The sequence below is a fragment of the Nocardioides sp. J54 genome, assembly GCF_000519005.1.
Taxonomy (GTDB): domain Bacteria; phylum Actinomycetota; class Actinomycetes; order Propionibacteriales; family Nocardioidaceae; genus Nocardioides.
This window is the reverse complement of sequence record NZ_JAER01000046.1, coordinates 16975-31206: the sequence shown is the minus strand read 5'-3', so window position 1 is coordinate 31206 and position 14232 is coordinate 16975. Positions and strand designations below refer to the sequence as shown.

The window sequence follows — 14232 nt, the reverse complement described above, 5'->3', positions numbered from 1 at the left end:
CAAGAAGCACCGCGCCGGCATCCTCACCTCGATCGAGCACGGCATGTCCAACGGTCCCACCGAGTCGGTCAACACTCGCATTCGGCTCCTGACCCGGATGGCCTTCGGATTCGCCTCGCCAGACGCCCTCATCGCTATCGCAATGCTCAGCCTCGGTGGCTACCGTCCCGCGCTCCCAGGGCGGCCCTGTTGACCCACACATGCGTCAGGAGAGCCCTGTGGACTGGGGATTCTCCAGAATCTCGGTCCACAGTCCGCCTTGAGGACCCGGTGGTTTCGAGGCTCGGCGCTGGCGCTCGTCGCACCTCAACCACCGGAGAGGTGCGGCGGCCGCGCAGCGGCGGCGCGGACGAAGTCCGTGCCGGCAACCGCGCCGTCAAGCCGACCGGCAGGGCCCCGCGGTCAAGGATCGCGAAGCGGCCGCGTAGCGGCGGAGCGAAGCGACGTCCTTGACGGCGGGGGCCGGTCGGCTACGTTGCGCGGCCGCCGAGAACCCCCACGTAGGACCGGCAGCCGAGGAAAGAGCCTCAGCCCTCCGCGAGGATCGCCAGCTGCCGGCTCTGCGCGATCAGGTTCCCGTCCTCGTCCCACAGCTCGACGTCCTCGTCGTGGTAGCCGGCGATGACGTGGCGGGTGGTGATGTGGCCGAGGGCCCAGGTGGTGGCGGGGCGGCGGCGGTAGTGGACGGTGAGCTGGATGGTGGCCGAGGCGAGGTGGCCGATCTCGGCGGTGACGGGCGGGAAGGCGTCGACCATGGCGCCGGCGAGGAGGGCGTCGACGGGGCGGCCGTCCTCGGCGCGGATCCAGCAGATCGCCTCGGTGACGCCGGAGGGCTTGCCCTGCAGCCAGCCGAATACCTCGGGGGCGCGGTAGGAGTAGCGCTCGAGGATGGGGAACATCCCGCCCGGGATCAGGTTGCTCGAGTCGTGGCAGTCCTCGGGGCGCGGGACGTCGGGCGCGGTGTGCGGGATGTGCTCGACGGCGCCGGCGGCGTCCCAGTCGTGGGTGCTGACGACGGCGTGGGCGACCTCCTTGTCGCCCTGGACCAGGACGGCGTCGTACGTCGACACGCGGCGCCCCTTGCGGACCTCGCGGACGTGGATCTCGGCGGGGCCCGGGAGGCCGGGACGGAAGAAGGTGACCGAGATGCTCAGCGCGTCGGGGTGCGCCGACTCGAGCAGCACGGCGTGCTGCAGGAGGGCGAGGACGTAGCCGCCGTTGGGGGTCTGGTTCGCCGTGTTCCAGTCGGCCGTGACCTGCACCCGGTGCCGACCGTCGCCCAGCGGCTCGGTGGCGACCGCTTCGTCGAGGAGAAAGCTCACCCGGACATGGTGCCGGAATGAACGGACACCGGCCCGCTCACCCGGACGTGGCCGTGGTCACTCCCCGGTGGTGCCGTCGATGCACTCGCGCAGCAGGTCCGCGTGGCCGCAGTGGCGGGCGTACTCCTCGACCATGTGCACGAGGATGTCGCGCACCGGGCCGCTCTCCGTGCCGTTGCGGTAGGTGACGACCCGCCCCATGTCCGCGTCGGTCTGCTGGTCCAGCCACGCGTCGGCGACGGCGACCTGCTCGCGCCACGACGCCCAGGCCGCGGCGACGGCCTCCTCGGTCGGCTCGACATCGGCGAAGCCGGCGTCACCGTCGTCGTGGATCCGCTCACCGTCGACCTCCACCAGCGCGCGCTGGAACCAGAAGTGCTCGACCCGGGCCATGTGGCGGACCATGCCGAGCAGGCTGAGCGCACTGGGTGGGACCGAGCGGGTCGCGAGCTGCGCGGGGGAGAGGCCGGCGCACTTGCGCTCCAGCGTCTCGCGGTACTGGGTGAGGTACTCGCGGTAGTTCGCCAGCTCGCCGGTCATGGGCTCCACGGTAGGCCCGGGCGCAATCCGGTTTCCGCTGGAGCGCCCGGGCGCCGTACCCTTGTCCCACAGGCGCTCGAGCCGTCATCAGCGGCGAGCCCCGGGAAGAACGCCCGAGCTTCGGCGGAGGTCAGTAGAACCCGGCGGGTAGGCCCGTCACAGCCGACAACGAGGGGCCCGGCCGGCACGTCCGGCAGGGCAAGCAGGGTGGTACCGCGGTCCTGACGGATCGTCCCTGCGGTGCAGATGCCGCAGCAGACGAACCCAGGAGACCGAAGCCCGATGACCTACCCGAAGGTCAGCACCGACCCCGCCAGCGACCAGGGCAGCGTGCCCGGCTCCCCGAGGTTCCCCGAGATCGAGAAGCGCGTCCTCGCCTACTGGGCCGAGGACGACACCTTCCGCGCGTCGGTCGAGCAGCGCGACCCCGGCGCGAACGGCGAGAACGAGTTCGTCTTCTACGACGGCCCGCCGTTCGCCAACGGCCTGCCGCACTACGGCCACCTGCTCACCGGCTACGTCAAGGACATCGTCCCGCGCTACCAGACCATGCGCGGCAAGCGCGTGGAGCGCCGCTTCGGCTGGGACACCCACGGCCTGCCCGCCGAGCTCGAGGCGATGCGCCTCAACGGCATCAAGACCACCGACGAGATCGTCGAGATGGGCATCGACAAGTTCAACGACGCCTGCCGCGCGTCGGTGCTCAAGTACACCGGCGAGTGGCGCGACTACGTCACCCGCCAGGCGCGCTGGGTCGACTTCGACAACGACTACAAGACCATGAACCCCGAGTTCATGGAGTCGGTGCTGTGGGCCTTCAAGAGCCTGTACGACAAGGGCCTGGTCTACGAGGGCTTCCGCGTCCTGCCCTACTGCTGGAACGACGAGACGCCGCTGTCGAACCACGAGCTGCGCATGGACGACGACGTCTACCAGATGCGCCAGGACCCGGCGGTCACCGTCGGCTTCTCCGTCACCACCCCCGGCGAGCTCGAGGGCGCGAAGCTGCTGATCTGGACCACCACGCCGTGGACCCTGCCGAGCAACCTCGCGGTGATGGTCGGCTCCGACATCGACTACGTCGCCGTCGAGCATGAGGGCCAGCGGTTCGTGCTGGCCGAGGCCCGCCTGGCGGCGTACGCCCGCGAGCTCGGCGACGAGCCGGTCGTGGCCTGGCGCGGCAAGGGCACCGACCTGCTCGGGCTGACCTACGCCCCGCCGTTCTCCTACTTCGCCGGCCACGAGAACGCCTTCCGCGTCGTGGCCGCCGACGAGGCCGTCACGACGACGGACGGCACCGGCCTGGTGCACAGCGCCGGCGCGTTCGGTGAGGTCGACAAGGAGGTCACCGACCGCGAGGGCATCGAGCCGGTCATGCCGGTCGGCAAGGACGGCCGGTTCACCCACCCCGTCGCGGAGTACGCCGGGATGCTGGTCTTCGACGCCAACCTGCACATCATCGACCACCTCAAGGCCGTCACCGCGGGCGACGAGGCCGGCTCGGTCACCCCGGGCACGGTGCTGCTGCGCCGCGAGACCTACGACCACTCCTACCCGCACTGCTGGCGCTGCCGCGAGCCCCTGATCTACAAGGGCGTGAGCAGCTGGTTCGTCGAGGTCACCGCGTTCAAGAAGCGGATGGCCGAGCTCAACCAGGAGATCCGCTGGGTCCCCGACCACATCCGCGACGGCCAGTTCGGCAAGTGGGTCGACAACGCCCGCGACTGGTCGATCACCCGCAACCGGTTCTGGGGCAGCCCGGTGCCGGTGTGGAAGTCCGACAACCCGGAGTACCCGCGCATCGATGTCTACGGCTCCTTCGAGGAGATCGAGCGGGACTTCGGACGTCTGCCGCGCAACGCCCAGGGCGAGCCCGACCTGCACCGGCCGTGGGTCGACGACCTGACCCGGCCCAACCCCGACGACCCGACCGGGCAGTCGACGATGCGCCGCGTCACCGACGTCCTCGACGTGTGGTTCGACTCCGGCTCGATGAGCTTCGGCCAGGTGCACTACCCGTTCGAGAACAAGGAGTGGTTCGAGAACCACTTCCCGGCCGACTTCATCGTCGAGTACATCGGCCAGACCCGCGGCTGGTTCTACACGCTGCACATCCTGGCGACCGCGCTCTTCGACAAGCCGGCGTTCTCGTCGTGCATCAGCCACGGCATCGTCCTCGGCTCCGACGGCAACAAGATGTCGAAGTCGCTGCGCAACTACCCCGACGTCTCCGAGGTCTTCGACCGCGACGGCGCCGACGCGATGCGCTGGTTCCTCATGGCCAGCCCGATCCTGCGCGGCGGCAACCTGGTCGTCACCGAGCAGGGCATCCGCGACGCCGTGCGCCAGGTGATGATCCCGCTCTGGAACACCTGGTACTTCTTCGCGCTCTACGCCAACGCCGAGAACTACGAGGCGCAGGTCGGGACGCCCGGCGCGCTGGCCAGCACCGACCCGCTGGACCGCTACCTGCTCGCCAAGACGCGGCAGTACGTCGAGAAGATGACCGCCGAGCTCGACGACTACGCGATCGCCGACGCCTGCGAGACGACGCGCGGGTTCATCGACGTGCTCACCAACTGGTACGTCCGCCGCTCGCGCGAGCGCTTCTGGGAGGGCAAGCGGGACGCGTTCGACACCCTGGCCGCCGTGCTCGACGTGGTGTGCCGCACCGTCGCGCCGCTGCTGCCGCTGACCACCGAGGAGATCTGGCGCGGCCTGACCGGTGGCCGGTCGGTGCACCTGGCCGACTGGCCCGACGCTTCCGCCCTGCCCGCCGACGACGCCCTCGTCGCCGCCATGGACGAGGTCCGCGACGTCTGCTCGGCGACCTCGGCGCTGCGCAAGGCCAACAAGCTGCGCAACCGCCTCCCGCTGGCCGGCCTCACCGTGGTCGTGTCCGACCCGGCCGCGCTGGAGCCGTTCGCGGCGATCATCGCCGACGAGCTCAACGTCAAGGCCGTGCGCCTGGTGGCCGCGGACTCCGACGAGGCAGCCGGGTACGGCGTCGAGCAGAAGCTCACCGTCAACGCCCGCGCTGCCGGCCCGCGCCTGGGCAAGGACGTCCAGGTCGCGATCAAGGCGTCGAAGTCGGGCGACTGGTCGGTGGCCGCGGACGGCACCGTCACCGCTGGCGGCCTCGCGCTGCAGGAGGGCGAGTACACGCTCGAGACCGTCGTCGGCGCCGCGTCCGAGGGCGTCGCGACCGGCATGCTGCCGGCCGGCGGTTTCGTCGTCCTCGACACCGTGGTCACGCCCGAGCTCGCCGAGGAGGGCGTCGCCCGCGACCTGGTGCGCGCGGTCCAGCAGGCCCGCCGCGACGCCGACCTGCAGGTGACCGACCGGATCGAGCTGGTCATCAGCGGCACGCCCGCGGTGCTCGCCGCGGCCCGCGCCCACGAGGCGCTCATCGCCGGCGAGACCCTCGCGACGTCGTACACCGTGGCCGAGGAGGCGCCCGCCGGCGGCACCGACGTCGTGGTGGGTGACGGCGAGAAGGGCGCGCTCAGCCTGCGCCGGGCCTGAGCCCGTCGACGGTGAGGTCGGGGAGGGGCTGGTTGACTGTGACCGTGCCTTCCCTCGACCTCACCGCCGACGTCGTCACCCTGACCCGCCAGCTGGTCGACATCGAGTCCGTCAGCCGCGACGAGCAGGAGATCGCCGACGCCGTCGAGACGGCGCTGCGCGCGCTGCCCCACCTGAGCGTCGTACGACGCGGGCACACCGTCGTCGCGCGCACCGACCTGGGCCGGCCCAGCCGGGTCGTCATCGCCGGCCACCTCGACACCGTGCCGGTGAACGACAACATGCCGAGCCGGCTCGACGAGGAGGCCGGGATCCTGCACGGGCTCGGCACCTGCGACATGAAGGGTGGCGACGCGGTCATCCTGCGCCTCGCCGCGACCCTCACCGAGCCGGTCCACGACGTCACCTACGTCCTCTACGAGGCCGAGGAGATCGCCTCGGAGTTCAACGGCCTGCGGCTGCTGGGCGAGTCCGACCCCGACCTGCTCGCCGCCGACTTCGCGATCCTGATGGAGCCGTCGAACGCGGTGGTCGAGGCCGGCTGCCAGGGCACCCTGCGCGTCGAGGTCCGCACCCGTGGCGAGCGCGCGCACTCCGCGCGCAGCTGGCGCGGGGTCAATGCGATCCACGCGGCCGGGGACGTGCTGGCGCGGCTGAACGCCTACGAGCCGCGCACGCCGGTCATCGACGGCCTCGAGTACCACGAGGGCCTCAACGCGGTCGGCATCAGCGGCGGCGTCGCCGGCAACGTCATCCCCGACGAGTGCGTCGTCACCGTCAACTACCGCTTCGCCCCCGACCGCTCGGAGGCGGAGGCGCTGGCCTTCGTCCACGAGGTCTTCGAGGGCTACGACATCACCCTCACCGACAGCGCCCCCGGCGCCCTGCCCGGCCTCGACCGACCGGCGGCGCGGGCGTTCATCGACGCCGTCGGGGGAGAGGTCAACCCGAAGTTCGGCTGGACCGACGTCGCCCGGTTCACCGTGCTCGGCGTGCCGGCGGTCAACTACGGCCCCGGTGACCCGATGCTGGCGCACAAGCAGGACGAGCACGTCGAGATCGCCCAGGTACGGCGATGCGAGGAGCAGCTGCGGCAGTGGCTGACCCGGACCACCCAGGAGGAGCAGGCATGACCAGGCGCACCGGCCCGCGGCCCAGCAAGGCGGGCCTGGAGGGCTCGACCACCGACCAGCGGCTCCTCGACACCCGCGGCGACGGCGACTGGGTGCACACCGACCCGTGGCGCGTGCTCAAGATCCAGGCCGAGTTCGTCGAGGGCTTCAACGACCTCGCCGAGGTCGGACCCGCCATCTCCGTGTTCGGCTCCGCCCGCATCGGCGAGGACCACCCGGCCTACGACATCGGCCGGCGCGTGGGGCGCGGGCTCGCCGAGGCCGGGTTCGCCGTCATCACCGGCGGCGGCCCCGGCGCGATGGAGGCCGCCAACCGGGGCGCCCTCGACGCGGGTGGCCAGAGCATCGGCCTGGGCATCGAGCTGCCGTGGGAGGCCAAGCTCAACGACTACGTCGGGTTCGGCATCAACTTCCGCTACTTCTTCGTCCGCAAGATGATGTTCGTGAAGTACTCCCAGGGCTACGTCGTGCTCCCCGGCGGCCTGGGCACGCTCGACGAGCTCTTCGAGGCGATGACGCTCTCGCAGACCCTCAAGATCACGCAGTTCCCGATCGTGCTGATGGGCGTCGAGCACTGGCAGGGCCTCATCGAGTGGATGCAGGGCTCGATGCTCGAGGACGCGCGGATCAAGCAGTCCGACATCGACATGCTCACCCTCACCGACGACGTCGACGAGGCGGTGGCCCTCATGGTCGCCGCGCGGGACGCGCACGCCTGAGGCCGCCCGTGTCCGATCCGATGATGTGGGTCTTCGCCGTCCTGATCGTGCTCGCGATGGGCGGTGTCGCGATGCTGGCTGCCGGCCACGGCGAGCCGATGGCGCCCGCGTACGACGACCGGCCGGACGCGCTGGTGCCGGCGAGCCGGGCGATCGCGGCCGACGACCTGCGCAAGGTGCGCTTCTCCCTGGCGTTCCGCGGCTACCGGATGGCCGAGGTCGACGCGCTGCTCGCGCGCCTCGCCTCCGAGATGGAGGGCCGCGTGCCCCGCGGGCCTGAGCCGGCCGCGTCGACGCGCCCACCGGACGTCGTACCCTCGCCGGAGGTGCGGGAGACCGCGGAGGAATGGGCGGCCGCCCACCCGGCGGGCACCGACATCCTCGACTTCTCCACCGAGAGCGTGGACACCGTCGAGTCCTTCCTCGACCAGTGGTCGCGCAAGCCCGGGCGCAGCGACGCGGCCGACAACGACGACGTCCGGGCGGCCGGTGCCTACGTCGGCGAGATCCTCGTGCGCGCCGTCCCCGGCGCGGTGTGGGTGCGCCGCCCCGGGTTCGACTCCACGCCCGTCGTCGAGCTGCCGTCCGGGCGCTACGAGGACCCGATCGGCAGGGCGAGGGAGCGCTACGAGGGCGACGAGGGCGACAGCATCGCCGCCTGGCTGGAGGCCGCGCTCGCGGCCGAGCAGCGCGCCGACGCGCGCTCGTCGGAGGCGTAGGACACACCTGCTGCGCGAGGGTCGCTGCGAGGTTTGTGTGGCATGGGCGATAATGGTGCGGCGCACAGTTCGGGTGCACAGGGCGCCCGACAGCACGCTGAGGTAGTGGAAGAGGGGTGCCGCATGGCGGCGATGAAGCCTCGGACCGGCGACGGTCCGCTCGAGGTGACCAAGGAGGGTCGCGGCATCGTGATGCGCGTCCCGCTCGAGGGCGGCGGCCGACTCGTGGTCGAGCTGAACGCCGAGGAGGCTTCCGCGCTCGGCGAAGCGCTCAAGAACGTCGTCGGGTGACCTCACCCGCAGCAGCCGCCCGACCCGTCCTCCCCGGACAGGTCAACCCGCCCGAGTTCGCGCTCAGTGACTCGCTCCCCGGCGCGATCCGCGGCGTCGACGTCGTCGCGCTCCCGGTCCTGCCGGGGGACGGCGACGGCCCGGTGCTGCTCGGGCCGGGTTCGGCCGAGCTGACAGACGAGCTCGGCACCGACCTGGTCGGGGTGGCGGAGGTCCACGGTCTGACCGGCGCCACCGGCGAGGTAGCCCTGGTCCCCGTGCCCGAGGGCACCGCCAGCAACCCGGACCTGCGCCTGGTCGTCCTCGTCGGCGTCGGTGAGGCCGGTGCCACCGACCTGCGCCGCGCCGGTGCCGCGCTGGCGCGCGCCGTCCGCGACCGGGCTGCGGTCGCGACCTCGATCCCGTCGGTGCACGACGACGCCGACGCCGCGCTCGAGGCGTTCGTCGTCGGCACGATGCTTGGCGGCTTCGTCTTCCACTGGCGCTCGCAGGGGCCCGAGCACACGCCGGTGCGGCGCGTCGTGCTCGCCGGGCCCACGCTCAGCGACGACCGGTCGGTCCTGGAGCGGGCCGTCGCCCTCGGCGGTGCCGGCTGGCGCTCGCGCCTGCTGGCGACCGTCCCGTCGAACCTCAAGAACCCCGCCTGGCTGGCGGAGCAGGCCGGCAGGCTCGCCGAGGCCGCCGGGCTCGACATCGACGTCTGGGACGAGGAACGGCTCGCGAAGGACGGCTTCGGCGGCATCCTCGCCGTCGGCGCCGCCTCGGCCACGCCGCCGCGCCTGGTCCGCCTCGACTACACGCCTGCCGGCGTCTCGGCCCGGGCGGCGAAGAAGCTGCCGCTCGTCGTCCTCGTCGGCAAGGGCATCACCTTCGACAGCGGCGGCCTCTCGATCAAGCCGGGCGCCGCGATGGGCTCGATGAAGCGCGACATGACCGGCGGTGCCGTCGTCCTCGCGACGATGGCCGCGCTCGCCGACGTCGACTGCCCGGTCCGCGTGGTCGGCCTCGTCGCCGCCGCGGAGAACGCGATCTCCGGCACGGCGCTGCGCCCCGGCGACGTCATCACGCACTGGGGCGGTCGCACCACCGAGGTCGGCAACACCGACGCCGAGGGCCGGCTGGTCCTCGCCGACGCCCTCGCGTTCGCCGTCGACGAGCTGCGCCCGAGCGTCGTGGTCGACGTCGCCACCCTGACCGGCGCGGTGAAGGTCGCGCTCGGCCAGCAGGTCGGCGGGCTGTTCGCCAACGACGACGCCCTGGCTGCGGCGCTCGCCGGGGCGGGGGAGCGGGCCGGCGAGCCGCTGTGGCGGTTGCCGCTCTACGCCGGCTACGAGGACAAGCTCGCCTCGAAGGTCGCCGACGCCGCCAACGACCCGGGCGGTGCGGGCGCCATCACGGCTGCGCTGTTCCTGCAGCACTTCGTCGGCGACGTCCCGTGGGCGCACCTCGACATCGCCTCCGTCGGCGACGTCGAGAAGGAGTGGCACGAGTGGACGGTCGGGCCGTCCGGCTTCGGCGCCCGCGCGCTGCTCAGCTGGCTGGGCACCCCCGAGCCGCTCGCCGGCATCGGGGACTGACCGACCGGGTCAGTCGGCCTCGGGGACCCACTCCTTCTTCGCGACCAGCAGGCCGTCGCCGACCGGCAGCAGCGCCGGCACGAGGCCCTCGGTGTCCTTGACCTGCTGGACCAGCTCGCGGATCGCGACGGTCTCGTCGTCGCGCTGGGCCGGGTCGGCGACCCGGTCGTGCCACAGGGCGTTGTCGAACGCCACCACGCCGCCGGGGCGGAGCAGGCGCAGCGCCTCGGAGAGGTAGGCGCCGTACTCGCGCTTGTCGCCGTCGGCGAAGACGATGTCGTAGTGGCCGTCGGTGAGGCGAGGCAGCACGTCGAGCGCGGAGCCCGCGATGGTGCGCACCCGCTGCGGCGCGATGCCGGCCTCCTTGAACGACTCCTTCGCCAGGCGCTGGTGCTCGGCCTCGACGTCGACGGTGGTCAGCACCCCGTCGGGGCGCATGCCGCGCAGCAGCCACACCCCGGAGACGCCGGTGCCGGTGCCGATCTCGACGATCGCGCGGGCGTCGAGGACGGAGGCGAGCAGGCGCAGGGTCGCGCCGGTGCCGGCGCCGATCGGCGTCACGCCGACCTCCTCGGCGCGCGCCCGGGCAGCCGCCAGGACGTCGTCCTCGTCGACGTAGGTGTCGGCGAAGGTCCAGCTGGTCGCGTTCATGGGAGTCGGAGCCACGGGGCCAACCCTATTCCCCGCGGTGCCCGTCGCGTCGGAGGCGGGAACAGTGGGTCCACGCCGTTCGTTGGGTTCTTTCACAGGGAACGTTCAGGACCGACCCCTAGCGTGAGAGGAGCCAGCACACCTTGGCGCTGATCCAGCGGAAGAAGGCCACCATGAGGGAGCCCGTCGATCGACAGCCCCCGGCCGCGCCCGGGGACCCGGAGCTCTCCTGGGAGCGCATCGTCGAGGAGCACTCCGACCGTGTCTACCGCCTCGCGCTGCGCCTGACCGGCAACCGCCACGACGCCGAGGACCTCACCCAGGAGGTCTTCGTCCGGGTGTTCCGCTCGCTGCACACCTACCGCCCCGGCACCTTCGAGGGCTGGCTGCACCGGATCACCACGAACCTCTTCCTCGACCAGGCCCGCCGCAAGCAGCGGATCCGGTTCGACGCCCTGTCCGACGAGCGCGCCGCCCGGCTGGCGAGCGCCTCGCCGGCCCCCGAGCTCGCCTACGCCGACCAGACCTTCGACGACGACGTCGAGGCCGCCCTCGCCGCGCTGCCGCCGGACTTCCGCGCCGCGGTCGTGCTCTGCGACATCGAGGGCCTCAGCTACGAGGAGATCGCGGAGATCCTCGGCGCCAAGCTCGGCACCGTGCGCTCGCGCATCCACCGCGGCCGGTCCCTGCTGCGCAAGGCGCTCGCCCACCGCGCCCCGGCCCCCGGCCGCACCCAGCACGCCGGTCCCGTCTCACCGGTGGCCACGTCGTGATCGGCCACCTCGGCAACCGGGTCAGCGCGCTGCTGGACGGCCAGCTCTCCGCGCGGGAGACCGAGGAGGCCTGGGAGCACGTCTACTCGTGCCACGCCTGCCGCGACCTCGTCGAGCGGGAGGGCTGGGTCAAGACCCGGCTCGCCGGGCTGTGCGGCGACGCCGGTGCCGCCCCCTCGGGCCTCAAGGGCTCGCTGATGAGCATGCCGCCGGGTGACGCGCTGCTGGCCGGGCCGTGCCGCGAGACGTCCGCGCGGCGTACCGGCGCGGTCGTGATCGGCGGCAGCGCCGTCGGCGCCGCCATCCTGGGCGTCGTCGCCCTCGGCTTCGTCTCGTCCTCCGCGCCGCCGGCCGACCGGCGCCCGCCGGTCACCCAGATCGGCACCAACGTGCCGAGCACCCCGGCCACCCCTGCGCCGAGCACGGGCACCGGCAGCACGCTGTACGGCGGGGGGACGGGCCAGCCGATCCCGGTGCGCCGCATGCTGCCCTGAACCGGTCCCCGTTGGACCCATCGGCGATGATGGACCGGTGAACGACGAGCACGACGACGACCAGGAGCCCACCCAGCCCATCGCGGCCGAGGGTGGCGCGGAGCCGGCCCCGCCGCCGGTGTCCCCCTGGGCGCCCCCGGCCCCCGGCACCGCCCCGCTCCCGCAGGAGCCGAGCCGGCCCGAGCCGACCGCCGTCCTGGCGTCCGACTCCCTCGGTGAGCTGCGCACCGAGCCCCAGGCCGGGCCGCCGGAGGCCCCGCCGATGGCTCCCTCGCTGCTGCCGCCGGCCCCGCCCGCGCCGCCGACGACCGCTGACCTGTCGGTCCGTCGCCCGCAGCCCGGCAGCTCCGCCGGCCTGCGCTGGCCGCTCGTCGCGCTCATCGCCCTGCTCGTCGGCCTCGGCGGCGGTTTCCTCGGCGCCCTCGCCTACGACCAGGTCTCCGACGACGGCGGCGTGCAGGGTCCCGGCTACGCCACCGGTGGGCTCTCCGACGTCGACCTCGAGGACGTCGCGCCGCTGGACGCACCCGGCTCGGTCGCCGACGTCGCGAAGGTGATCCTCCCCAGCACCGTCCAGATCCTCGCCGAGTACGACGGCCAGGACGCCGGCGCCACCGGCTCCGGCTGGGTGATGGACTCCAACGGGCACATCGTGACCAACAACCACGTCGTCGCCGACGCCGCGAAGAACAGCGGCCCGATCGTCGTGGTCGACCACCAGCGCAACCGCTACGACGCCGAGGTCGTGGGCCGCAGCCCGGTCTACGACCTGGCCATCCTCTTCGTGCAGGACTTCGACGGCCTCAAGCCGGCCACGATGGGCTACTCCGCCAAGCTGCAGGTCGGCGAGCCCGTCGTCGCGGTCGGCTCCCCGCTCGGGCTGCACGACACCGTCACCTCCGGCATCGTGAGCTACCTCCACCGCCCGGTCACCACCGGCCGCACGGCCGACGACTCGTCGTACATCGACGCGGTGCAGACCGACGCGGCCATCAACCCGGGCAACTCGGGCGGCCCGCTGGTCAACCAGAAGGGCGAGGTCGTCGGGGTCAACTCGGCCATCGCCACCGCTGGTGGCGGCGGCTCCACCGACCGCGACGCCGGCAACATCGGCGTCGGCTTCGCCATCCCCGTCGAGCAGGTGCGGATCACCGCCGACCAGATCCTCAAGTCCGGCAAGGCGCAGTACCCCGTCATCGGCGCGAAGGTGAAGACCGGCGGCATCCCGACCGGCGAGGGGGCCGAGCTCGACGAGATCATCGCCAAGAGCCCCGCCGAGGCCGCGGGCCTGCGCAAGGGCGACATCATCACGCACGTCAACGGCGTGCGGGTGACCGACGGCATCGGCCTGATCGTCGCGATCCGGACCTACCAGCCCGGCCAGACGATCGAGTTCACCGTCGAGCGCGGCAAGGACGAGCAGAAGGTCGAGGTCACCCTCGACGGCGAGGACGGCTGAGCGCGTTCACCACGAGCCTCAGCGGTCGGCGTCGGAGTCCACGAACGGGTGCTCGGCGACGTACTCCTGGGTGAGGCGGTACTGCGTGGCGATGAACTCCTCCAGCTTCGCCGCCTCGACGCGCCACTGGCCGCGGCCGCCCAGCTTGATCGCGGGCAGCTCGCCGCGGCGGACCAGCGCGTAGACCTGCGCGCTGGAGGTGTTCAGCACCTCGGCGACGTCGGCGAGGGTGAGGAACCTCGGGGTGTCGGCCATGGGGCCATCGTCGCACCCGGCCCGGCGGTTGCCGAGCGCGGCACGCGCGGCCTGTGGACGAGCGGCTGGCGGCCGACGGCGGCGGGTTGCATGATGAGCCGGTGTCCAGAGATCTCGGGAGCTCTCCGGGCACGCCTGTCCCGCCGGCCACCCGCGTGGCCAGGCCGGGGTGGCGTGACCCGCGGTTGTGGGTCGGCGTCCTGCTCGTCGCCGGCTCGGTCGTCCTCGGTGCCCGGCTGCTCGCGGCCGCCGACGACACCGTCGCCGTCTGGGGGCTGGCCGCCGACCGGGGGAGCGGTGCACCGGTCGTCGCCGGCGACCTCGAGGTGCACCGGGTGCGCTTCGCCGACGACGCGACGCTGGAGCGCTACTTCCCGGCGGACGAGCCCGTCCCCGACGCCCTGGTGCTGACCCGGCCGGTCGGCGCCGGCGAGCTGCTCGCCCGCTCCTCGGTCGGAGCGGCCGACAGCGTCCGGGTCGTCCAGGTCCCGCTCGCGGTCGACCCGCAGCAGGTCTCGCCCGACGTGGCCACCGGCGCGGTCGTCGACGTGTGGGTGCGTGACGGTGCGGCCGCGCCGGACGACGCGCCGCCGGGCACCGAGCCGGCGCTCAGCGAGGTGACCGTCCTCGCCGCGCCCGCGTACGACGACACGTTCGCCGTCTCCGGCACGCGGCAGGTCGTGGTGGCGGTCGACGACGGGCAGGCGGCGGCGTTCGAGCGGCTGCTCGCCGGCCTGCAGGACCCGGTCATCCGCATCCACCAGCGGTCGTGAC

The 14232-nt window shown here is 72.7% G+C and carries 15 protein-coding genes; 11 read left to right on the top strand and 4 right to left on the bottom strand.

All coding sequences use genetic code 11. From position 1 onward, the window contains the following. Window positions 1–193, top strand: a 193-nt coding sequence (locus tag NOCJ54_RS0120245) for a transposase (protein WP_028656932.1), incomplete at its 5' end; no start/stop codon positions are given. 334 nt (window positions 194–527) lie between these two features. On the opposite strand, the gene NOCJ54_RS27290 is transcribed toward NOCJ54_RS0120245, so the two are convergent. After that, complete coding sequence (locus NOCJ54_RS27290) at window positions 528–1322, bottom strand: acyl-CoA thioesterase (RefSeq protein ID WP_036518976.1); 795 nt, start codon at window positions 1320–1322, stop codon at window positions 528–530. Between the two features lie 57 nt (window positions 1323–1379). Continuing rightward, a complete protein-coding gene (locus NOCJ54_RS0120235) occupies window positions 1380–1862 on the bottom strand; it encodes a DinB family protein (RefSeq protein ID WP_051486195.1) in 483 nt (160 codons plus the stop codon). Window positions 1863–2144: 282 nt separating this feature from the next. Between NOCJ54_RS0120235 and ileS the strand changes: the two genes are divergently transcribed. The 6 genes from ileS to NOCJ54_RS0120205 all read left to right on the top strand — a co-directional run bounded on the left by ileS (window position 2145) and on the right by NOCJ54_RS0120205 (window position 9826). Next, entirely contained in the window at window positions 2145–5387 is a 3243-nt protein-coding gene (ileS, locus tag NOCJ54_RS0120230; RefSeq protein WP_028656930.1) for an isoleucine--tRNA ligase, read from the top strand. Window positions 5388–5431: 44 nt separating this feature from the next. After that, on the top strand, window positions 5432–6520 hold the full coding sequence (dapE, locus tag NOCJ54_RS0120225; RefSeq protein ID WP_028656929.1) for a succinyl-diaminopimelate desuccinylase: 1089 nt from the start codon (window positions 5432–5434) through the stop codon (window positions 6518–6520). After that, on the top strand, window positions 6517–7239 hold the full coding sequence (locus NOCJ54_RS27285; protein ID WP_036518970.1) for a TIGR00730 family Rossman fold protein: 723 nt from the start codon (window positions 6517–6519) through the stop codon (window positions 7237–7239). The genes dapE and NOCJ54_RS27285 overlap by 4 nt, the downstream gene beginning before the upstream one ends. 8 nt (window positions 7240–7247) lie before the next feature. Continuing rightward, window positions 7248–7958, top strand: a complete 711-nt coding sequence (locus NOCJ54_RS30060) for a DUF6278 family protein (RefSeq protein WP_232221846.1) — start codon at window positions 7248–7250, stop codon at window positions 7956–7958. Between the two features lie 123 nt (window positions 7959–8081). Beyond that, on the top strand, window positions 8082–8249 hold the full coding sequence (locus tag NOCJ54_RS29155) for a DUF3117 domain-containing protein (RefSeq protein ID WP_082612288.1): 168 nt from the start codon (window positions 8082–8084) through the stop codon (window positions 8247–8249). Beyond that, entirely contained in the window at window positions 8246–9826 is a 1581-nt protein-coding gene (locus tag NOCJ54_RS0120205; RefSeq protein ID WP_028656928.1) for a leucyl aminopeptidase family protein, read from the top strand. Before NOCJ54_RS29155 ends, NOCJ54_RS0120205 begins: the two co-directional genes overlap by 4 nt. 9 nt (window positions 9827–9835) lie before the next feature. On the opposite strand, the gene NOCJ54_RS27275 is transcribed toward NOCJ54_RS0120205, so the two are convergent. Further along, the gene (locus tag NOCJ54_RS27275; RefSeq protein ID WP_036518968.1) at window positions 9836–10477 is read right to left on the bottom strand and encodes an O-methyltransferase; all 642 of its coding nucleotides are present in this window, start codon (window positions 10475–10477) and stop codon (window positions 9836–9838) included. A gap of 173 nt (window positions 10478–10650) precedes the next feature. Between NOCJ54_RS27275 and sigE the strand changes: the two genes are divergently transcribed. From sigE to NOCJ54_RS27260, 3 genes are read left to right on the top strand one after another with little or no spacing between them, the layout of a single operon-like run. Next, window positions 10651–11250, top strand: coding sequence for an RNA polymerase sigma factor SigE (gene sigE / locus NOCJ54_RS27270; RefSeq protein WP_036518995.1), 600 nt, complete (start codon window positions 10651–10653; stop codon window positions 11248–11250). Next, the gene (locus tag NOCJ54_RS28650; RefSeq protein ID WP_051486193.1) at window positions 11247–11744 is read left to right on the top strand and encodes an anti-sigma factor family protein; all 498 of its coding nucleotides are present in this window, start codon (window positions 11247–11249) and stop codon (window positions 11742–11744) included. The genes sigE and NOCJ54_RS28650 overlap by 4 nt, the downstream gene beginning before the upstream one ends. A 37-nt stretch (window positions 11745–11781) precedes the next feature. Continuing rightward, complete coding sequence (locus NOCJ54_RS27260; RefSeq protein ID WP_051486191.1) at window positions 11782–13203, top strand: S1C family serine protease; 1422 nt, start codon at window positions 11782–11784, stop codon at window positions 13201–13203. An 18-nt stretch (window positions 13204–13221) separates the two neighbouring features. On the opposite strand, the gene NOCJ54_RS0120180 is transcribed toward NOCJ54_RS27260, so the two are convergent. Then, window positions 13222–13458, bottom strand: a complete 237-nt coding sequence (locus tag NOCJ54_RS0120180) for a helix-turn-helix domain-containing protein (RefSeq protein ID WP_028656927.1) — start codon at window positions 13456–13458, stop codon at window positions 13222–13224. 101 nt (window positions 13459–13559) lie between these two features. Here NOCJ54_RS0120180 and NOCJ54_RS27255 point away from each other — a divergent pair, with 101 nt between their 5' ends. Then, window positions 13560–14231 (top strand): hypothetical protein, encoded by a 672-nt coding sequence (locus NOCJ54_RS27255; protein ID WP_145725792.1) that lies wholly within the window; start codon window positions 13560–13562, stop codon window positions 14229–14231. Window position 14232: the final 1 nt, after the last annotated feature.